The organism is Winslowiella arboricola (genome assembly GCF_025527015.1).
Lineage (GTDB): Bacteria > Pseudomonadota > Gammaproteobacteria > Enterobacterales > Enterobacteriaceae > Erwinia > Erwinia arboricola.
The window spans coordinates 794,247-814,283 of record NZ_JAODIM010000043.1; the positions used below are offsets into that span (position 1 = coordinate 794,247).

Sequence of the window (20,037 nt, forward strand, 5' to 3'; positions counted from 1 at the left end):
TCACAAGTCTTTACTTAGCTTTCAGGATGAAATCGCCGCCATGCCGGTAATAATTACGTGTATAATGCCGGAAGTTTTTTCTATGTCATTATTGAGGTATTTTTAAATACCTTGATTATCAAGCTATTAAGGTGATTCAAACATGGGATTCAAATGCGGTATCGTGGGCCTGCCTAACGTGGGTAAATCCACCCTGTTCAATGCGTTGACCAAAGCGGGAATTGAAGCAGCGAACTTCCCGTTCTGCACCATTGAGCCGAATACCGGCGTGGTGCCAATGCCAGACTTACGTCTTGACCAGCTGTCGGCGATTGTTAAGCCACAGCGCGTGGTGCCGACTACCATGGAATTTGTTGATATCGCGGGTCTGGTAAAAGGCGCGTCGAAAGGCGAAGGCCTTGGCAACCAGTTCCTGACCAATATTCGTGAAACCGAAGCTATCGGCCATGTGGTGCGCTGCTTTGAAAATGACAATATCATCCACGTTGCGGGAAAAGTTGACCCGGCGGAAGATATTGACGTGATCAATACTGAGCTGGCGCTGTCGGATCTCGACACCTGTGAACGTGCGCTGCAACGCGTACAGAAGAAAGCCAAAGGTGGCGATAAAGACGCGAAAACCGAACAGGCTGCGCTGGAAAAATGTCTGCCGCATCTGTCCGAAGCGGGCATGCTGCGTTCACTGAAGCTGGACGCAGACGAACTGGCTGCTATCCGTTACCTGAGCTTCCTGACACTGAAGCCGACCATGTATATCGCTAACGTCAACGAGGACGGTTTTGAAAATAACCCGTACCTGGATAAAGTGCGTGCGATTGCTGAGCAGGAAGGTTCGGTAGTCGTAGCGATTTGCGCCGCAGTGGAATCGGATATCGCTGAGCTGGACGATGCAGACCGTGAAGAGTTTATGGCGGAGCTGGGTCTGGAAGAGCCGGGCCTGAATCGCGTGATTCGTGCCGGTTATGCGCTGCTGAACTTGCAGACTTACTTCACCGCTGGTGTAAAAGAAGTGCGTGCCTGGACCATCCCGGTTGGCGCGACTGCACCGCAGGCGGCGGGTAAAATCCATACCGATTTCGAAAAAGGCTTTATCCGCGCGCAGACCATCGCTTTTGATGACTTTATCGCCTATAAGGGCGAGCAAGGCGCGAAAGAAGCCGGCAAAATGCGTTCAGAAGGGAAAGAATATATCGTTAAAGATGGCGATGTGATGAATTTCCTGTTTAACGTCTGACCGGTTCTGGGCTTTTCATAAGGCCATATGAAGCCTCATGATTCAACACAACCAGCGGATGTCAGCGTTATAACCACGCTGCAAAACATAAAAATCCACGCAATTGCGTGGATTTTTATATGAGATCTGGTGTTATTTTCAGCAGAGCTGGCATAAAAATAACTGACCCGGTGAGTGCAATTGCAGGCTCATGCTCAATAAGATGGAATTAGCGGCTGATTTCATGTCCAATCAGCCCGCCAATCGCTGCTCCCCCCAAGGTTCCGAAGGTGCTACCACCGGTCAGTACCGCGCCACCGACAGCACCCACCCCCGCCCCGATAGCAGTGTTACGACCACGATGGGACATACCGCATGCCGAAACAGATAGCGTGACCAGTAAAACAATAGCAACCGTACAGCTGCGTTTGATAAGCATTAGAAACCCCATCACCATTATTATTAATGGAATGTAATAGCGTTAAAATATGATTGTTGTTTAAACACCTAATCCATGGCGCAGGTAATTTCCTTCGCCGCAAATTTACTGCGTTTACGACTATTTCAACAGGTAAATATTCCTGGTTTAGCGTGGTGGCGTTAAAGATATTAAAATACTTACCACTGGCACGACTGGCTTAAGTCCCACGACGGATAAGCATAACCGGGTTAGAATCGGTCTGCCTGTCAAAAATTAGCGCCATCTGCAGCGACGATATCAACAAGGACCACGTGCAATGCTTAAAGAAAATTTTAATGAACTTCAGATCTTGCTTGTCGTGGCGCGTGAACGCAGTTTTACCCGGGCCGCGGGTAAACTTGGGGTTTCACAGTCGGCGCTGAGTCACGCAATCAAAGCGCTTGAAGCACGTTTAAATACCCGGCTTCTGACAAGGACAACGCGCAGTGTCGCGCCAACCGAAGCCGGAGAGAAAATAATTAACTGCCTCGAACCCCGCCTTGCCGATCTTGAAGAGGAGTTGCAAGCCCTGCTCCAGCTGAATGGCGCGGCTTCAGGCAATATCCGGCTGTCGGCCGGGGAACATGCCGCAAGCAGTCTGCTGTGGCCAAAACTTAAACCTTTTCTGCGTGAATACCCGGAAATCAACGTAGAGCTGGTGGTGGATAATGGTTTTGTCAATATCGTCGAGGGGCGTTTCGATGCCGGGATTCGGCTGGGAGAAAGTGTCGATAAAGATATGATTGCGGTCAGAATTGGCCCGGATATGCGTATGGTGGTGGTAGGCGCACCGTCATATTTCGCTGCACACGGGACGCCTCAGACGCCGCATGAGCTGCAGCACCACCGCTGCATTAATATGCGTCTTCCCACCGCCGGCGGTTTATATCACTGGGAATTCGAAAAGGACGGTAAACCGCTGCGTGTCCGCGTGGAAGGACAGCTGATATTTAATCATCTGGCAGAACGGACCGACGCGGTTATCTCCGGCTTTGGTATCGCCTGTATGCCTGAGGACCGGGTGGCAGAAGCCGTTCAGTCAGGAGAGCTGATTCAGATACTTGAAGACTGGTGCCCGACGTTTCCGGGCTATTACCTCTACTACCCGAGCAGAAAGCAACATCCCCCCGCCTTTGCGCTGATGATTGACGCGTTGCGCTTTACAGCCTGAACTGTTTGCGGCACCGACCACCAGCGCCGCAAGCCCGCTCGGTTAATCCTTATGCAGCGGCGCCCAGCGCCGGGTTAAACATCCAGTTTACGCCCGGTCAGCCACTCAACCATTGCCGGATTGCGATGAGAGAAGAAGGCGCTGGTTGCCGTATCCAGAGCAGTGATTTGCATTATTTCCTCGTCGCTCAGCTCGAAGTCGAGAATATTGATGTTTTCCGCCATGCGTTGTTTACGCACGGTTTTCGCCAGCGAGACAATGCCACGTTGCAGGATCCAGCGCAGTACAACCTGCCCCACGCTTTTGCCCTGTTTTTCGCCAATCGCGGCAAGCAGCGGGTGCTGGAACAGACCGTTTTTGCCTTCAGCAAACGGCGCCCAGGCTTCAGGCTGAATATCTCTGCTCTTCATCCACGGCACTGCATGCAGTTGCTGATTGAAAGGGTTTACTTCGACCTGATTTACCGCCGGAACAATTTTATTGAAAGCGATAAGATCGGCAAGCCTGTCAGGCTGGAAGTTACTGACGCCAATTGCCCTGATTTTTCCCGCCTGGTGTAACTCTTCCATGGCCCGCCATGCGCCATGGACATCACCGTAAGGCTGGTGAATCAGGTAGAGATCAACATAATCCAGCTGCAGGCGATTCAGTGAACGCTCAAACTGCGCTTTGGCGCCGGCATAATTGGTATCCTGTAACCACAATTTTGTCGTTACAAATAACTGATCACGCGCTATACCGCTCTGTTGCAGCGCATTCCCCACCTGGGTTTCATTCTGATAAGAGGCAGCGGTATCGATCAGGCGATAACCGCTTTCAATGGCATCGATAACCGCGCGTTCGCATTCGGCGGCATCCGTCATCTGGAAGACACCAAACCCCAGCAGGGGCATTTCAATACCGTTATTAAGTTTTACCGTTTGCATATCATTATCCCTGTTTGCGTTATTGCAGATTTTTTTCTTGAAGAAACTGGCTGACCTGATCGGCAATCTGAATATTGTTCAGATCGGAGAAAGGAAAATGCGTATTGCCTTTAATCCCGATCTCCGGGAGATGGACCACTTTGACATCACCACCATGTTGATTAACTACATCCCGCCACTGGCGCGCCATCGCCAGCCGGACGCGCCAGCTGTCCTGAGCAGGCATCGCCACGGGTTTATGCGGAATGTTATCGCCATAAAAGATCAGAATGGGAATTTTGGTTAATGCCATAAACTGAGCGAGGGGCACCGGTTCGCCTTTCAGCGTATCGAATGCGCTGGGCATCGGCGCCGGTAACTCATTCTCAGGAAAAACAAAGCTGCTGCCAGGTTCAAACGCGACTATCGCTTTCACCTTGCTGTTGCTTATCGCCGTGTACCATCCCGGCCCGCCGCCCTGCGAGTGGGTAAACAGAATCGCCGGACCGGTTTTATCCACCACCGCTGACATGGCATCGGCGACAACGTTGCTATCATAAGGCCCGGTATTCGGCGTCATCTGGCGGAAGTACTGGTTCAGCGCCTGTTGATCATCAGAGAACTGCACGCCTTTAAAAAAGGCTGGCCAGACGCCCAGCCGGAACTGGTTAAACCACATCTGCTCATCCGGCTTCGGCGTTACCGTCCCTTCGGCCATGCTGCGACCTGCATTACCCCGGCGTGGTTGATCAACCAGATAAGTTGAGAACCCCCGGCGCAGAAAGATGTTTTGAAAGCCCTCCCGGCCATCCGCTGTCGTTTGCCAGCTGCGGGAAGACTGTCCGGCGCCGTGAAGCATCACGATGGGATATTTATGCGGGTTCGGCGGAATCTGATAGAACACATTAGCGTGATCGCCATGATAACTCTGCCCCGCCGGATCCAGCGGTTTTTTGGCACCAAACTGACCGGGTGCTGTCGCCACCGCGCCACCAGCAGCAAAACTGCCTTGTTGCTGAATAACCAGCGGTTCAGCACTGGCTGACCAGGCAATAAAGCCTGCCGCCAGCAGAGATAATCTCAATATTTTTAATAATTTCTTCAAGGATATTTCCTCAGTCATCGTGAGCACATAAATTATAACGCTATTGTCAGCGAGAATTATTTAGCCGGGCAGATTGCCCTTATTCAGCGGCTTCATTAATAACGCAGATTAGCTGCGTATCGCTTCCAGCCAGCTGGTGACGGTTTCAGTGGTTTTTCTCTCCTGATCGCATTCAATCACCAGCGGTTTTTCGCGTCTGGCTGCGGGCGCCAGCTTTGCCAGCATCTCTTCACTGTCGCCGATGCCATATCCACCGTGGGTAATAAAAGGGATAAGCAGTTTATCTGCGAGATTATGGGTGCTGAGAAAGGTCTGGACCACCGGCGGAACCGTGGTTCCCCAGATCGGAAAGCCTAAATAGAGGGTCTGGTAATCTGCAATATTGGCGATACTGTTTTTTAACGCCGGGTGAACGCCACGGTCGCGCTGATTTTTTGCCAGCGCTACCGTCTGGAAATAATCCTGCGGATAAGGTGTCGCGGGTTCAATTTCAAACAGATCGGTTTTAAGGCTGCGATGGATAACGCCTGCTATAACCCGCGTATTGCCGCTGCGGGAAAAACTGACCACCAGTGTGCGGCTGTTATTTGGCGTATCCACTCTACCGGCAGCAGCGGGCGTCAGCATAACCTTCGATAAGGTTATTCCAGCCAGCGCGGTAAGCAGCATTCTGCGGTAAGAATCATGCGCGTCTGCCATCATTTACTCTCCTTATCTGACGCTGGTTTGCGCCTTAATCAGGGCCTCTTCAGCACGCCCGGCGGCAGATTGCTCATCGTTATCACGCAATATTTGCACCAGCTGCTGCAGTTGCCCGCGGCTGAGTCCCACACGCAGACTGGCCCGGGTATGCGACAGCAACTGTGCTTCCACACCGGGCGTCGCGGCCAATGCGCCGACCGTCGCCAGTTCACGGCTTTGCCAGTCGAGGTTGTCGCGGGCAAAAATATCGCCAAACAGATGGGTTTGCAGAAACTGATTGATCACCGGCGCAAACTCGAAAACGGCTCCCTGCACCGCTGCGCCGGAGATTCTGGTCTGGTTCTCCGTCCCCAGCTGGCGAAGTTGATCACCAACCGGAATCGGCTGTTCAGGTTCTTTTCCCTGCACATCATTGATGCCGCGTTGCTTACGCGTCCGGGTGACTTGCATTAAGACATTCAGCGCATTCAGGCTGCGCGGAAAGCCGGTGTAAGCGTAAAGCTGCACCAGGATTTCTTTGGCTTCGTTGACGGTTAATCCGGCGTCCAGTCCCTGATTCAGGGCTTTATCCAGTTTTTCCATCTTGCTGCTCGCCATAAATGCCGCGATCAGCGGGATGGCTTGTTGACGAGCGGAAAGCCTGTCGGCAGCCGTTTGCGCCTGATTGATCGCCGCGATTGCTGCATGGCTGGTTGCTGCCTGCGACGCCATACCACAGCTACAAATCAGTAAAATCGTAGGGGTGAGTTGCTTAATGCGCGTAATATTGTTCATCTGTCACTTTCTCCATCCATTTTACGCTATTGCCCGCCACCACCCCGCTCACTGCAAGATGAGTCATTGCACTGTCGGGGGCGGCGCCATGCCAGTGTTTAACGCCCGGCGGACATAACACCACATCCCCGGGACGGATAATCTGCACCGGCTGCCCTGCCTGCTGGGTTAAACCGACGCCGGAGGTGACGATCAGACGCTGACCTGCCGGATGCGAGTGCCAGGCTGAACGCGCACCCGGTTCAAAGGTGACATATGCAGCTGAAGCGGCGATGGCGTTATCCGCCGCGAACAGCGGATCGACCCGCACCCGGCCAGTAAAGTTCTCCGCCGGAGCGGAAATCGATTTCTGGCTCCCCGCAGGCGCGATATGTTCTGACGTGTTTTGCTGCTGTGCGGCAGATGAGAAAGTGATAAGAGACAACAACAGCCCCAGACAGCCAGGTTTTCCGCTCATACATTGCGTCCTTTGGATGAAAATGTAGCAATGATTCTAACGACCAGCGGATGTCGTCAGGCTGACGGTTTGCTGACAATATTGTCAGTAAGCGCCTGAAATACAGGTTGTGATACCTCTTCTGTAGAGCGTTTCTGTTCACTGGCTGGCAACAAAGCAAAACTCAGCCCAAAGGTGTTGATGCCCTGCTCACTATGAGCGAACACCTCGCCCCGATGCATAATCGCCACCGCACGGACAATGGATAATCCCAGCCCGTGATGGGTATCGCTTCTGGCGCGGGAAGCATCGACCCGGTAAAACCGCTCAAACAGACGCGGTAAATGCTCAGGCGCCACCGCGGCGCCAGGGTTTGATACCGCAACCCGGGCATGGCTATGGGTTTCGCTTAAGCTGACGGTCACCGTGCTGTGCGGCACAGAATGGCGCGCGCTGTTCTCCAGCAAATTTGCCAGCGAACGATGGAATAACCGCCGGTCAATATGAACAGTCGCATCGCCTTCAACCAGTAATACCAGCTGCTTTTCAGCAAATGAAGGTTCAACGTATTCAGCGGTTTTCAGGGTTTCTTCGCGCAACGAAACCTGCAAAAGTTGTGAGGCATGTTGACCCGCATGCGCGTGTGACAGAAACAGCATATCGTTCACGATGGATGTCATACGCTCCAGCTCTTCCAGATTGGAACCCAGCAACTCTTCCAGTTCCTCCGGCGAACGCCGGCGCGATAATCCCAGCTGGGTCTGACCAATCAGATTGGTCAGCGGGGTACGCAGCTCATGGGCGACATCAGCGTTAAAACTCTCCAGCTGCCGCCAGGCAATTTCCTGCCTTTCCAGCACGCCGTTAAATGAGAACGCCAGCTGCCTGAGTTCATCCGGCAACGCGTCAGTCGCCAGTCGTCCGGCGTGATCGCCCGGCGCCAGATGATGGGCCTGCTGGCTTAATGCCCCCAGCGGACGCAGACCAATTCGTGATACGCCATAACCGAGTAATGCGACAATAAATACGCCACCGGCGGAGATAATCAGCAGCGTGCGCGTGAACGCATCGAGCGTTCCCATATAGGGTGTCGAATCGATGGCCACCACATAGCGCAGTTCAGGACGCTCTCCTCTGGCAGGGATGGTTTTTACCAGCAGAAACAGCGAGCAGGCGTCATCAGAAGCGCCCGGCGCTTTATTTAACCCCTCCTGAAGCGAGGCCCAGTTAACGCCCAGCGGTGGCGCCCCGCCGACACTGAAACGGGCGTCATCACTCAATATCCAGTAACGTACCCGCTCGCCTTCGGAGCTGGCCAAATCGGTGAACTTATTCGCCAGAACGGACCCCCCCTCGGTGGAGGTGCGCGCGGTTATCCAGGGGCTCATCAGTGACTCACGAAACAGCAGCTCGTTATGCATCTGCTTTTGCAATGAATCGTGCAGCGAACTTCGCAACAGCAAACCCAGGGTCGAGACAATCAGCACGATGCTCAGGACAAACATCAGGGCAAGACGCCCGGAAATGGAGCGCTTAAACATTATTATTCTCCGGTTATGGCTGCGAATGCGATCTGACTTCCAGCACATATCCCATACCACGCACGGTGTGCAGTAATCTGATTTCGAAGGGAGCATCGATTTTGGCGCGCAGGCGCTTAATGGCCACTTCAACAACATTCGCGTCGCTGTCGAAATTCATATCCCAGACCTGTTCAGCAATCATCATCTTCGACAGAATTTCCCCCTGATGGCGGGCAAGCAGGCTGACCAGCGAAAACTCTTTAGCGGTAAGTTCCAGCCGGACACCGGCGCGAAACACGCGACGCGCCAGCAGATCCAGATGCAGGTCGTGAATTTGCAGTTGCGTAATATCGGCTCCATCGGTCGAACGACGGCGAACCAGCGCCTGGATGCGCGCGACCAGCTCAATCAGTGAAAACGGTTTCGGCAGGTAGTCGTCCGCGCCAAGTCGCAACCCTTTCACCCGTTCATCGACCGAGCCGCGCGCAGACAGCATCAGCACCGGCGTCTGTTTACTGCCACGAATCCCTTCCAGTACACGGTAGCCGTCTATACCCGGCAGCATGACATCGAGGATTATCGCGTCATAATCGAATTCCAGCGCAAAGTGCAGACCCTCCGCGCCATCGGCGGAGACGTCAACGGTAAAGCCTGACTCCCCCAGCGCACGGCTGAGATACGTTGAGGTTTTTTCTTCATCCTCGACTAACAGTAAACGCATAGAACGTGCTTCCTTTTATCCGTAACGCGATTTTCAGCTTACCCGCAGCGAAACTGCGCGGCGGTCTGAGCGAACAGCATTTTGCGTTACCCCATCTTTATCTGCGCTTACCAACAGCAGGCTGACAATTTTCTGACAGGATTGTCAGAAACCGTAACGATAGTGATAACTGACAAAATTGTTACTCTCTGGTCATGATGCTGACAGACCTCCCTCCCTAAGCTGAGCTGGCACTTTCACTACCGCGCGCCTCCCCCTTCAGGCCGCGACTTTATCCCGGGAGATAACATGAAACTTACCGTTTTACATGCACTGCTGCTTGCAGCGACGGCCGGGCTGGCCGCAACTGCTCAGGCCGCCGATTACAAACAAAACCCCTTTACCCTGGTGTATGACGGGGCGATTCGTGAAAATGTTCAGGGCAAGGTCAATATTCATCCGGTGAAATATGATCTTCACGGCATTCAGATCGCCGCCAATGTCTATACGCCAGCGAATTACGATCCGGCGAAAAAATACCCTGCGGTGGTGGTGGCGCATCCAAACGGTGGTGTTAAAGAACAGGTCGCCGGATTGTATGCGCAGCGACTGGCAGAACACGGATATATCACTATCACCGCGGATGCGGCTTATCAGGGCGCCAGCGGCGGCATGCCGCGCAGCGTGGATAAACCGGCTAACCGCATTGAAGATATCCACGGTATGGCTGATTACATCAGCCAGTATCCGGGCGTTGATGCAGCCCGCATGGGTCTGCTCGGTATCTGTGGCGGCGGCGGTTATTCAATTAAAGCCGCGCAGACAGACAAGCGGTTTAAAGCGCTGGCAACCCTCAGCATGTTTAACTCCGGGCAGGTACGCCGTAACGGCTATCAGGATTCTCAACTGGCAACCATTCAGGATCGCCTGAAAGTGGCAACTGACGCGCGCAGTAAAGAGGCCACCACCGGTGAAGTCACTTACTCCGGCGATGCCAGCCTGACGGCTGCGCAAATCGCTAAACTGCCTTTCGATCTCTATCGTCAGGGTTATGAGTATTACTGGAAAACCCATGCGCATCCGAATTCAACCTTCCGCTATACCACCAGCAGCCTGCTCGATTTAATGCGCTTTGATGCGCAAAGCAATATGGACCTGATCAATCAGCCGCTGCTGATGATGGCGGGCAGCAAAGCTGACTCTCTCTATATGACTGAAAGTGCTTTTAAGCAGGCCACCGGCACCCCTGACAAAAAGTTGTATCTTATCGAAGGCGCGACCCATATTGAGACTTACTGGGTTCCGCGTTATGTCGATCAGGCCATAAACCAGCTTGATCCCTTCTTTGATAAAAATATTTAGCGAACAGGTTTAACGGTCGTACGTGTGGTTAAGGCCATTACCGCACTCGCCACGGTAAATAACGCGATTATCCAGCTCATGGTCCACGGCGTGCCGTCACTTAACAGTGCGAGCAGCAAAGAAGAGATAATGCCGCTGCCATATTGCAGTGAACCTGTTAATGCGGATGCGGAGCCTGCCATATCCGGCACAGCATCCATTGCCGCAGCCGTTGAGGTTGCGGCAATAATTCCGTTCATGGAAAAGAAAATAAACACTGCGAGGACAATCATCACGATGCCGCCGAAACCCAGTTTTGTGCTTATCGCCAGCGTAATGGCGGCAACAGCGGCAATCACCACGGCAAATTTAAGCAGTGACTCTAACGGATAGCGATGCACCAGGCGTCGGTTGACCATACTCACGGCCATTAAGCCAACCACATTAACCGCAAATAACCCGCCATAATGCTGCGGATCGATGCCGAAGTAAGAGATATAAACAAAAGGCGAACCGGTAATAAACGCGTAGGCGGCGACATAATAGAACGTTACACAGAGTGTAAAACGCATAAAGCGGGTATTTTTCAGCAAGTGATAATAATTGCTGAACGCGCCTGCTAAAGAGGTTTTGACCCTTTTTTCTTCCGCTAAGGTTTCCGGCAGCCAGCACATCAAAACCAGCATTAAGGCGCCGATTAGCGTCAGTAGCCAGAATATATTATGCCACGACGTCACCCTGATCATTTGCCCCCCCAGCAGAGGCCCGGCTATCGGCGCGATGGCCATAATCACCATTAACGTGGAGAGCATTTGTGCGGCCCGGGTGCGGCCAAACAGGTCGCGAATCATAGCGCGAGCTAGCATCGGGCCGGTACAGGCGCCAAGCGCCTGGAAGACACGCCAGAACACAATTTGCGTAATATCTGTTGAGAGTGCACAACCTGCTGAACCGATAATAAATAATATCAGACCAATAAACAGCGGCGCTTTACGGCCAAAATGGTCGCTTATTGGCCCCCATATCAACTGCGCGAGACAAAAGCCGATTAAAAAACCGGTAATCGTGAGCCCGGCATCACCATGCAGATCTTTCGCCATCACCGGCATGGCGGGCAGGTAGATATCAGTAGATAACGACGTGAAAGCCATTAGCGCGCTGAGAATAAGAATAAAAGGCAATCCGCTCGATTTCACGGTAAAGGTGTTGATACGCTGAGAGGCGTTATCCATTGTAATGTCCAGGCAGAATCAATCACCTGATGTTACTGGCTATCAGCAACGGGATAATCAGGCAGATTCGCATTGGCGCTATGAGCAGAATTCATTAATCACGGTTTTTTATCATTTTCAGCATGGTGGTGGCAGTGCTAAAGGGCGGCCATTTCGCGGCAGAGGAGTAAGCGCAATGATTGGCTGAGGATAGTAAGTGCATTTTTCTCTGCACTGCGCTGATGCAAAACATCAATTCACGGCGTGCTGAAAAGTAACCAATATTTTAAGCGCGGCGTATTAAATAAAGTAAACGCACCAATTCAGTGATAAATAATTTATTATTTTTCATGACTGCACTGATATTGTGCAGTTATATCATTCCAATTCCATAAGTAAACAGTATGGAAGCGTAGGCGTAACGTAAAGCAAAAAAAACTGTCATTTATAAATTTATTATATGGACAGAAATTTAACATTAAATACTGTAAAATCAATAGCATACCACCATGCCTTTTTCTTTACCCCGACTGATTGGAATCTTCTCTATTTGCACCTTAATTAAATTCCGTCGCTTAAAAAAGCATTGCACCTCCATTTTTTAAAGTGATAAAACATTCTCAGTTGATAAATCATTTTCACTTTAAGGGTAAGGTTATGTCTCTTGAAACGGCAGATATTCGTATTTCTCCGCTGTGGAATCGTCCGGATAAAAAATGGCTTTCGGCTTTTGCAGCATTCCCGGTAGCGAACATTGGCGATGCCATGGAACGCCTGAGCATGTGCGATGCCGGTATTGCCCCGCTCAACAGCGGCGCCAGTTTCGTTGGCTTCGCCTTCCCGGTGCTGGTCACGGCTGGCGACAACGCCGCGGTGATTAAAGCGCTGGATTACATTCAGCCCGGCGACGTGATGATGATTAACGGCCAGGGCTATATCGATCGCGCGCTGGTGGGTGAACAACTGACCCAGCGATTCCAGCATGCCGGCGCGACCGCACAGGTAATCGACGGCGCGGTACGCGATCGCAAGGTCATCGAGTCAACCGGTTTAGCCACCTGGTGTCGTGGCATCACACCGGCGGGGCCGTATAAAAATGGTCCGGGCGTGATCGGTGAACCCGTGGCCATCGGCGGCGTGGTCTGTTGCGCCGGCGACATCGTGGTCGGTGACGACGACGGCATCATTATCATTCCATTCTGGCGTGCTGAAACGGTGCTGGAAGCGGTGCGCGAGGTGGCGCGACATGAAGCTGAAATGACCGAAGAAGTCACCCGCAAATATCAATAAAAAAGATCATGGCGACCGGCGGCGGCAGGCACTCCGGGATAACTCAACACGATTGCAGGGCAGAACAATGACAAAATCACATGCAGTAACAATGGATTATGCTTTGCCGCAAGATAAGGTGACGACCAGTAATGTCGTACGCCGTGCTTCTCTTGCAGGTGGCGTCGGCTCGTTTGTTGAATGGTATGACTATGGCATTTATGGATTGCTGGTCAGCTCTCTGGTGCTGGTGTTTTCCGCCAGCGATATGAGTACCACCGATTCCGGCCTGATGCTGACTTATGTCGGTTTCACGGTCAGTTTCCTGGTCAGGCCCTTTGGTGGGGTTATTTGTGGCTACCTGGGTGACAGAATGGGTCGTCAGAAATTACTGGCCATCCTGCTGTTGATGATCTCGCTGGCGACGGCGGCAATCGGCCTGTTACCGGGCTACGCCAGCATTGGCTGGGCGGCGCCTGCCTTGCTGATCCTGCTGCGAATTGTGCAGGGCTTCTCGGCTGGCGGCGAAGTCTCCGGGGCCGGTTCCTTTGTGGCGGAATATGCCGAAGATCATCGCCGCGCCGTGGTGATGTCGCCGCTGGTGATGGGTTCCTTTATTGCACTGTTATTTGGCAGCCTGCTGATCAGCGGTTTAATCAACACTTTTGGCGTAGATGCAATGAACAGCTGGCTATGGCGCATCCCCTTCCTGCTGGCGATCCCGATGGCGATGATTGGTGTCTATATCCGCACCCGCATCCAGGATACTCCGCACTTCCAGATGGTAAAAGCCAGTAAGCGCGTGGTACGCAACCCCATTCGCGAGGTGCTGACCTCAAAGCGTCATCTTAAGGCTATCGGCCTGGCGATCACCCTTCCTGCCGTCAACGGGCCGGGTTACTACATCCTGTTTGTCTATATGCCGACGTATCTGCAAAAAGTGATGCATTTCCAGCAGGTGCAAAGCCTGATGGTTACCGCCTGCGGATTACTGACCATTGTGGCCGCCATCCCGCTGATGGCATGGCTGTCTGACCGTCTTGGCCGCCGTCCGTTGCTGATCGCTTCAGCGATTGCCATGGCGCTGCTGGCATGGCCCTGCTTCTGGTTGCTGACGCTGGGGATGATGCCGCTGGCCTGTATGGCGGCAATGCTGCTGGCCTTTGCCTTTGCCGGTCACGCCGGCGTCATCCAGGCAGCACTGGCGGAGATGTTCCCGACCAACGTGCGCTACAGCGCTTACAGCATTGGCTTTAACCTCTCTACCGTCATTTTTGGCGGCTCCGCGCCGCTGTTAATGACCTGGCTGATTGGCCTGACCGGCATCGCCAGCATCCCGAGCTATATGGTGATCATCACCGCCGCTCTCACCCTGGTCAGCGCACTCTGGCTGAAAGAAACCGCCGGTAAACCACTCAACGATGAGTAACTGCCGTAAACAACGTCATCATTCTGGTATTCGAGGTCAATATGAAAAACGCATCACCCTGGCGTATAGGGTTTGATATTGGTGGCACCTTCACTGATCTGGTGCTGCTCAATGACATTTCCGGCGAAGCACTGCGCCACAAAACGCTGACCACGCCGGAGGATCCTTCGGAAGGCGCTTATACCGGTCTGACCCAACTGACAGAGATGGCAGGACTGAAAGCGAGCGATATTCACACCATAACCCACGGCACCACGCTGGCGATTAATGCGCTGCTTGAACGCAGGGGGGCGAAAACCGCGCTGGTGGTAACGCGGGGTTTTCGCGATGTACTGGTGCTGGGACGTGAATACCGTTATGACATCTATGATCTCAACGGCGCGCCCGCCCAGCCGCTGATACCACGCTCGCAGGCTTATGAGATTAATGAAAGGGTTACCGCCAGCGGCGAGATTATCACGCCCCTCGATGCGGCGGAGGTGGTGAGGTTAGCGGCCGATCTTCGCGCTAAAGGTTATGAAGCGGTCGCCGTACTCTGTATGCATGCCTATGCCTGGCCGGACCATGAGAACCAGATTGAAGCGATTCTGACCGCCGAACTGCCCGGCGTCTCAATTTCAGTCTCACATAAAGTCTCCCGCGAGATCCGCGAATATGACCGTGGGGTGCTGACGGCGATGAACGCCTTTGTCCAGCCCAAAGCCCGTCGCTATATGGCGCGCCTGGAGAACAAACTGCGCGCAGGGGGGTTTACCTGCGAGTGGCTGGTGATGGGCTCGAACGGTGGTCTGATGGCGCCACAGGTGGCGGCGGACTATCCGACACGGATTATCGAATCCGGCCCCGCTGGCGGTATCGTCGCCACCGCGGCTTTCGCCCGTGCCAACCACGAACATCAGGTACTGGCATTTGATATGGGCGGCACCACCGCGAAAGCCTGTGTGGTGCGCGACGGTGAACCTTCTATCACCACCGATTATGAAGTGGGTCGCGCGGACCGCTTGCTGAAAGGCAGCGGTCTGCCGGTCAAGTTGCCGGTTGTCGATATGATCGAAATCGGCGCTGGCGGCGGCAGCATTGCCCGCGTTGACTCGCTCGGTCTGCTTGAAATTGGCCCGGAGAGCGCCAGCGCCTGGCCCGGCCCGGCCTGCTATGGCCGTGGCGGCGAACAACCGACGGTCACTGACGCCAATCTGGTGCTGGGATTACTGGATCCTGATGCGTTCCTCGGCGGCCGCATGCAGCTTGACGTGGCAGCGGCTCGCCAGGCGATCCGGCGGATAGCGCACCCCCTGGGACTCAGCATTGAGGATGCCGCCTGGGGCATCCATGAAGTGGCTAACAGCAAAATGTCTGAAGCGCTGCGAACCCATTCTGTGGAGAAAAATGTCAGCCCGTCACAAATGATGATGCTGGCATTTGGCGGCGCGGGTCCGAGTCACGCCTGGTCACTGGCGAAACAGCTCAGCGTGAAGCGCGTCTGTTTCCCGAATGGCGCGGGTGTCTATTCTGCTTTCGGACTGCTTACCGCCCCACCGAGTGCCGACTTTGTTCGCAGCGATCGCTGTCGCCTGCTGGCTGGCATTGATATCGCCCGTATCAACGCGCTGTTCGCCGAAGGATTTGACGAAGCCTTTACTACGCTGGCCGCCGCAAATGTTGATCCCGCCAGCGCCACGCAGCAAAAACTCGCCGGGGTGCGTTATATCGGTCAGGGCTCTGAACTGACCGTGACGCTGCCGCCTGCCTTCCTGCAAGAAGGCGATACCGCGGCGCTGGTAGATGCGTTTGAAGCCGCCCATCTGGCGCGCTTTGGCCGCATCCTGTCAGGCCAGGGAGTGGAAGTGGTCAACTGGCGCGGCCGGGTACAGACCACGCCACCGAAACTGAATACCACTGACAAGTTGCAGCAGCCTGAAGCGGACGCCAGAGAAAAAACCTTGCAGGTTTATCTTGGCCGCGAGCAGGGTTACCGCCCCTGCCGCGTGATCCCCCGCAGCCTGTTGGTAAGCGGTGAATCGGTGCATGGCCCGGCGTTATTGCAGGAAAAAGAGTGTGCGATCTATATCGGTCCAGGCGCGACGGCAAAGCTGGATGAGCAAGGCAATATTTTGATGGAGCTGAACTAATGACTTCTGCATCCCCTGATAATTTGAAATTTCTCGATGATCCGATCAGCCTGCGTATTACCTGGGACCGTCTGGTCAGTATTTCGGAAGAGGCCGCAGCAACCCTGGTCAATATGGCGTTTTCCAGCATTATCCGCGAGGTCGGCGATTACTCCTGTCTGCTGATGGATGCCAGCGGCAATTCGCTGGCCCAGCCGAAAACCAGTGTGCCGGTCTTTATCGGCACCCTGCCGGCAACGGTTCGTCATCTGCTGGCAAAATTCCCGGCAGAGACGCTGAAACCCGGTGACAGTCTGATCACCAACGATCCCTGGCTGGGTACCGGTCATCTGAATGATGTCACCGTAGTGACGCCGGTATTCCGTAACGGGACACTGGTGGCCTTTACCGGCGCGGCTGCGCATATGTCTGATATCGGCGGCTCGCTCAATATGGGCTCATCGCGCGATATGTTTGAGGAAGGCTTTCTTATCCCGCCCAGCAAACTGATGATTGCGGGCGAGATTAACCAGCAGTTGCTTGACCTGTTTCTGGCTAACGTTCGTTCACCCGATCAGGTCGAGGGCGATCTTCATGCCATGCTGGCAGCCAACCAGATTGGCGCCAGGGGTCTGCTCGGACTGATGGATGATTTGCAGCTGGAATCGGTGTCGCCGCTGGCAGAAAAAATTCATACGCTGACGGAAAACGCGATGCGCAAAGCTATCGAGGCGGTGCCTGATGGTCGTTATGAAGCCGCTGTCGATATCGGCGATTATGAAGGCGATATCCATCTTCAGGTCGCGGTTATCGTTGCTGGCAGCACGATTGTGATCGACTACGCCGGTTCATCAGCAGAGTCATTATTTGGCAGTAACTGTCCGATGTCGTTCACTTATGCCTACAGCGTCTATCCGCTGAAATGTCTGCTGGAACCCAACCTGCCTAATAACGAAGGTTGTTTCAGATCGATCACCGTCACTGCGCCGGAAGGCTCGATTGCCAACGCGCGTCCCCCCTGTGCGGTTGAAATGCGCAATCGTGTCGGCCATATGGCGCACGCGGCGATCTTTACTGCGTTGTCTGCAATCATGCCTGAGCGGGTGATGGGCCACTCCGGCAGCGCGCCGGTAACCTGTGACGTCTTCGCCGGTCAGTTTGATGACGGCAGACGCTTTGTCGAAAGCCTGTGTGTTAACGGTGGCACCGGCGCTCGTCCGTCGGCTGACGGCATTGTCACCGGTTTCCCGGGCAATATGTCATCGACGCCGGTTGAACTGATTGAGTCCGCCACGCCGCTGCTGTTTCTGGAAAAAGCCATTGTGCCTGATTCCGGCGGCGCAGGACGTTACCGCGGCGGCGTTGCTCAACGCATGGTGATCCGTAATACCAGTCAATACCCCCTCTCCCACAGCATGTTCTATTCACGTCAAAAACACGCAGCTGAAGGCGTGCTGGGTGCGGCGTCAGGCGCGCCTAACACCGTGGCGATTAATGGCGAATCGCTGGCCAAACCGGTTGGTCGTCACGATGTTTTCCCTGGTGATGAAGTGACCATTCAGATGCCAGGCGGCGGTGGAAAAATGCCGGTCGACGAGCGTGATATTCAGGCCATTCTGTGGGATCTGCAGGAAGGCTATATCACTGAAGCGGGCGCACAGCGTGATTACGGTATTGATATTAAAAAGTTAATCAGAGGATAAAACGATGCAGTCACTGAAGGGTAAAGTTGTCGTTGTCACGGGTGCCGGAAGCGGAATCGGTAAAGCCGCCGCCGCAGGTTTTGCGGCTCGCGGCGCCAGCGTGGTGCTGGTTGGGCGTCGTCAGGAGGTTCTTACCACGCTGGTAACTGAATTGCGCGCTCAGGGCGGCAAGGCCTGGTCCTGTGCAACGGATATCACCAGCCAACAACAGGTCGCAGCCCTGATCAGCTTCGTTGGCAATGAAATTGGGCCGATTGATATTCTGGTCAATAACGCTGGCAGCGCCAGCAATACGCTGAACGCTCGCTGGATTGAGGAGGCTGAATGGCAACAGGTGCAGGATGTGAACCTGAAGGCGGTTTTTCTGCTGACCCAGGCGGTTCTGCCGGAGATGCTTAGCCGTAAAAGCGGCACCATTATCACGGTGTCATCACTGGCCGCATTGCGACCCAATCTGCTCGGTGGCGCTGCCTATGGCGCAGCCAAAGCCGGGGTGCGTAACTTTATGACTTACCTGCATAACACCTTTCGTAATGATGGCATACGTTCGACCTGTATTCTGCCCGGTGAGGTGAATACGCCAATAATGGATAACCGCGCCAACCCGCCACAGCAAAGCGTCCGCGATAATATGGTGCAACCGGAAGATGTGGCGGAAGCCATTATGCTATGCGCCTGCCTGCCAGCACGCACGGTTATCGAAGAGCTTGTTGTCGCCCCGACGTTCCAGCGCGATATCAGCAGCGACCTTGAGAGCAGCCGCTGGAAAAATGCGCCGCCGGAATCTGTTGCCGAACGTGAAAACCACCTCTGATCCCATTTTATAAGGTACAGCATGTCATCTTCTCTGTTTAAGGCCGCTGAGGCGGTATTACGTGTCGAACGCAACTCAATGCGTGTGCAACAACCGGCATCAACCGGCGATATGGTGTCGCTGGCAATGGGCGAGCCTGATTTCGACACGCCACCACGTATTGTGCAGGCGGCGGTAGAGGCACTGAACGCCGGTTTTACCCATTATGCGCCGCTGCTGGGGGATAGTGCGCTCTGTCAGGCGCTGGCGTACGAGGTTTCCGGGCAGAGTGGCAATGCGGTAAAAGCGGACGAGATCCTGGTGACCCACGGCGGAACGGCCGGACTGGCCGCGGCGATCCTGTCCATCGTCAATCCCGGCGATCGGGTGGTTATCCCGGACCCCACCTACTCGCTGTATGCTGATTTGGTCAATATGGCGGGCGGGATTTGCGTACCCATGCCCTGCCGTGCTGACCTGCACTGGGATCTGGATCGTCTGGCGCTGGCGCTTGAAGACGCCAGACTGTTTATCTTCTGCAACCCGGGCAATCCAACCGGTATCGTCCATAGCCGTGAAGAGATTGAGACACTCGGTAAGCTGGTGAAGCGTTACGATACGCTGGTTATCGCCGACGAAGCCTACAGTGATCTGGTATTTACCGATCGTCCATTTACGTCGGTTTTGCAGGTCGCCGCATTCCAGGGGCGTACCCTCTATTGCCAGACATTTTCCAAAAGTTATGCCATGACCGGCTGGCGCGTGGGCTATCTGGCCGGACCGGCAGCGATGATTAAAGCCGCCGCCCGTGTTCATAATACGGTGAACGGCTCCGTTAACAGTGCGGTGCAGCGAGCAGCGCTGGTGGCTATCCGCGAGTGCAAAGATGACGTCAAACGAATGTATGATATCTATCGTGAACGTCGCCAGCTGATGATAACCGGCTTGCAGGCTATCCCAGAGCTGAGCCTCAACCAACCGGAGGGGGCGTTTTACTGCTTCCCGTCATACTCGTTGCCGGTTCCGGCGATTGATATGGTGGCATTACTGCGTGAACAGGGTATTGCCGTCAGGCCTGGCAGTGAATTTGGCGCCGCAGGCGAAGGCCATATTCGTCTTTCGTATGCGGCCAGCAGTGAAGCGATTGCAGAGGGCATTCGCCGCCTGAAGCGTGGTCTGGCGGGGCTTAAGTAA

18 protein-coding genes are annotated in these 20,037 nt (G+C 54.2%); 9 read left to right on the forward strand and 9 right to left on the reverse strand.

Annotation, left to right across the window (positions count from 1 at the left end; genetic code table 11):
- Positions 1-142 precede the first annotated feature (142 nt).
- Positions 143-1,234 (forward strand): redox-regulated ATPase YchF, encoded by a 1,092-nt coding sequence (ychF, locus tag N5923_RS21140; protein WP_267144114.1) that lies wholly within the window; start codon positions 143-145, stop codon positions 1,232-1,234.
- A 208-nt stretch (positions 1,235-1,442) separates the two neighbouring features.
- Here the strand turns inward: ychF and N5923_RS21145 are convergent, their stop codons facing one another.
- Positions 1,443-1,652 (reverse strand): glycine zipper 2TM domain-containing protein, encoded by a 210-nt coding sequence (locus N5923_RS21145; RefSeq protein WP_267144113.1) that lies wholly within the window; start codon positions 1,650-1,652, stop codon positions 1,443-1,445.
- Between the two features lie 298 nt (positions 1,653-1,950).
- Here N5923_RS21145 and N5923_RS21150 point away from each other — a divergent pair, with 298 nt between their 5' ends.
- A complete protein-coding gene (locus N5923_RS21150) occupies positions 1,951-2,844 on the forward strand; it encodes a LysR family transcriptional regulator (protein WP_267144112.1) in 894 nt (297 codons plus the stop codon).
- 74 nt (positions 2,845-2,918) lie between these two features.
- Here N5923_RS21150 and N5923_RS21155 read toward each other — a convergent pair whose 3' ends face one another.
- The 7 genes from N5923_RS21155 to N5923_RS21185 form a co-directional block, all read right to left on the reverse strand.
- Positions 2,919-3,770, reverse strand: a complete 852-nt coding sequence (locus N5923_RS21155) for an aldo/keto reductase (RefSeq protein ID WP_267144111.1) — start codon at positions 3,768-3,770, stop codon at positions 2,919-2,921.
- A gap of 19 nt (positions 3,771-3,789) precedes the next feature.
- On the reverse strand, positions 3,790-4,854 hold the full coding sequence (locus tag N5923_RS21160; RefSeq protein WP_267144110.1) for an alpha/beta hydrolase: 1,065 nt from the start codon (positions 4,852-4,854) through the stop codon (positions 3,790-3,792).
- Positions 4,855-4,962: 108 nt separating this feature from the next.
- Positions 4,963-5,553, reverse strand: a complete 591-nt coding sequence (locus tag N5923_RS21165) for a flavodoxin (RefSeq protein WP_267144217.1) — start codon at positions 5,551-5,553, stop codon at positions 4,963-4,965.
- A gap of 12 nt (positions 5,554-5,565) precedes the next feature.
- Positions 5,566-6,330, reverse strand: a complete 765-nt coding sequence (locus N5923_RS21170) for a carboxymuconolactone decarboxylase family protein (protein ID WP_267144109.1) — start codon at positions 6,328-6,330, stop codon at positions 5,566-5,568.
- Entirely contained in the window at positions 6,308-6,787 is a 480-nt protein-coding gene (locus N5923_RS21175; protein WP_267144108.1) for a (R)-mandelonitrile lyase, read from the reverse strand. Before N5923_RS21175 ends, N5923_RS21170 begins: the two co-directional genes overlap by 23 nt.
- A gap of 56 nt (positions 6,788-6,843) precedes the next feature.
- Complete coding sequence (locus N5923_RS21180; protein WP_267144107.1) at positions 6,844-8,307, reverse strand: heavy metal sensor histidine kinase; 1,464 nt, start codon at positions 8,305-8,307, stop codon at positions 6,844-6,846.
- A gap of 13 nt (positions 8,308-8,320) precedes the next feature.
- Entirely contained in the window at positions 8,321-9,010 is a 690-nt protein-coding gene (locus N5923_RS21185) for a heavy metal response regulator transcription factor (RefSeq protein WP_267144106.1), read from the reverse strand.
- 288 nt (positions 9,011-9,298) lie between these two features.
- Between N5923_RS21185 and N5923_RS21190 the strand changes: the two genes are divergently transcribed.
- Positions 9,299-10,351: an alpha/beta hydrolase gene (locus N5923_RS21190; RefSeq protein ID WP_267144105.1), complete on the forward strand. Its 1,053-nt coding sequence runs from the start codon at positions 9,299-9,301 to the stop codon at positions 10,349-10,351.
- On the opposite strand, the gene N5923_RS21195 is transcribed toward N5923_RS21190, so the two are convergent.
- Positions 10,348-11,562, reverse strand: coding sequence for a multidrug effflux MFS transporter (locus tag N5923_RS21195; protein ID WP_267144104.1), 1,215 nt, complete (start codon positions 11,560-11,562; stop codon positions 10,348-10,350). The two genes, N5923_RS21190 and N5923_RS21195, sit on opposite strands and share 4 nt — an antisense overlap.
- A gap of 636 nt (positions 11,563-12,198) precedes the next feature.
- Here N5923_RS21195 and N5923_RS21200 point away from each other — a divergent pair.
- The 6 genes from N5923_RS21200 to N5923_RS21225 all read left to right on the forward strand — a co-directional run bounded on the left by N5923_RS21200 (position 12,199) and on the right by N5923_RS21225 (position 20,037).
- The gene (locus N5923_RS21200; protein ID WP_267144103.1) at positions 12,199-12,831 is read left to right on the forward strand and encodes an RraA family protein; all 633 of its coding nucleotides are present in this window, start codon (positions 12,199-12,201) and stop codon (positions 12,829-12,831) included.
- A gap of 67 nt (positions 12,832-12,898) precedes the next feature.
- Complete coding sequence (locus N5923_RS21205) at positions 12,899-14,239, forward strand: MFS transporter (protein WP_267144102.1); 1,341 nt, start codon at positions 12,899-12,901, stop codon at positions 14,237-14,239.
- Between the two features lie 41 nt (positions 14,240-14,280).
- Positions 14,281-16,368 (forward strand): hydantoinase/oxoprolinase family protein, encoded by a 2,088-nt coding sequence (locus N5923_RS21210; protein WP_267144101.1) that lies wholly within the window; start codon positions 14,281-14,283, stop codon positions 16,366-16,368.
- Positions 16,368-18,050, forward strand: a complete 1,683-nt coding sequence (locus N5923_RS21215) for a hydantoinase B/oxoprolinase family protein (protein WP_267145266.1) — start codon at positions 16,368-16,370, stop codon at positions 18,048-18,050. Before N5923_RS21210 ends, N5923_RS21215 begins: the two co-directional genes overlap by 1 nt.
- A gap of 4 nt (positions 18,051-18,054) precedes the next feature.
- On the forward strand, positions 18,055-18,864 hold the full coding sequence (locus N5923_RS21220) for an SDR family oxidoreductase (protein WP_267144099.1): 810 nt from the start codon (positions 18,055-18,057) through the stop codon (positions 18,862-18,864).
- A 21-nt stretch (positions 18,865-18,885) separates the two neighbouring features.
- Entirely contained in the window at positions 18,886-20,037 is a 1,152-nt protein-coding gene (locus N5923_RS21225; RefSeq protein WP_267144098.1) for a pyridoxal phosphate-dependent aminotransferase, read from the forward strand.

Coding starts and splice junctions, on each gene's coding strand:
- ychF (WP_267144114.1), top strand. CDS start 143: ATGGGATTCAAATGCGGTATCGTGGGCCTGCCTAACGTGGGTAAATCC.
- N5923_RS21145 (WP_267144113.1), bottom strand. CDS start 1,652: ATGCTTATCAAACGCAGCTGTACGGTTGCTATTGTTTTACTGGTCACG.
- N5923_RS21150 (WP_267144112.1), top strand. CDS start 1,951: ATGCTTAAAGAAAATTTTAATGAACTTCAGATCTTGCTTGTCGTGGCG.
- N5923_RS21155 (WP_267144111.1), bottom strand. CDS start 3,770: ATGCAAACGGTAAAACTTAATAACGGTATTGAAATGCCCCTGCTGGGG.
- N5923_RS21165 (WP_267144217.1), bottom strand. CDS start 5,553: ATGGCAGACGCGCATGATTCTTACCGCAGAATGCTGCTTACCGCGCTG.
- N5923_RS21170 (WP_267144109.1), bottom strand. CDS start 6,330: ATGAACAATATTACGCGCATTAAGCAACTCACCCCTACGATTTTACTG.
- N5923_RS21175 (WP_267144108.1), bottom strand. CDS start 6,787: ATGAGCGGAAAACCTGGCTGTCTGGGGCTGTTGTTGTCTCTTATCACT.
- N5923_RS21180 (WP_267144107.1), bottom strand. CDS start 8,307: ATGTTTAAGCGCTCCATTTCCGGGCGTCTTGCCCTGATGTTTGTCCTG.
- N5923_RS21185 (WP_267144106.1), bottom strand. CDS start 9,010: ATGCGTTTACTGTTAGTCGAGGATGAAGAAAAAACCTCAACGTATCTC.
- N5923_RS21190 (WP_267144105.1), top strand. CDS start 9,299: ATGAAACTTACCGTTTTACATGCACTGCTGCTTGCAGCGACGGCCGGG.
- N5923_RS21195 (WP_267144104.1), bottom strand. CDS start 11,562: ATGGATAACGCCTCTCAGCGTATCAACACCTTTACCGTGAAATCGAGC.
- N5923_RS21200 (WP_267144103.1), top strand. CDS start 12,199: ATGTCTCTTGAAACGGCAGATATTCGTATTTCTCCGCTGTGGAATCGT.
- N5923_RS21205 (WP_267144102.1), top strand. CDS start 12,899: ATGACAAAATCACATGCAGTAACAATGGATTATGCTTTGCCGCAAGAT.
- N5923_RS21210 (WP_267144101.1), top strand. CDS start 14,281: ATGAAAAACGCATCACCCTGGCGTATAGGGTTTGATATTGGTGGCACC.
- N5923_RS21215 (WP_267145266.1), top strand. CDS start 16,368: ATGACTTCTGCATCCCCTGATAATTTGAAATTTCTCGATGATCCGATC.
- N5923_RS21220 (WP_267144099.1), top strand. CDS start 18,055: ATGCAGTCACTGAAGGGTAAAGTTGTCGTTGTCACGGGTGCCGGAAGC.
- N5923_RS21225 (WP_267144098.1), top strand. CDS start 18,886: ATGTCATCTTCTCTGTTTAAGGCCGCTGAGGCGGTATTACGTGTCGAA.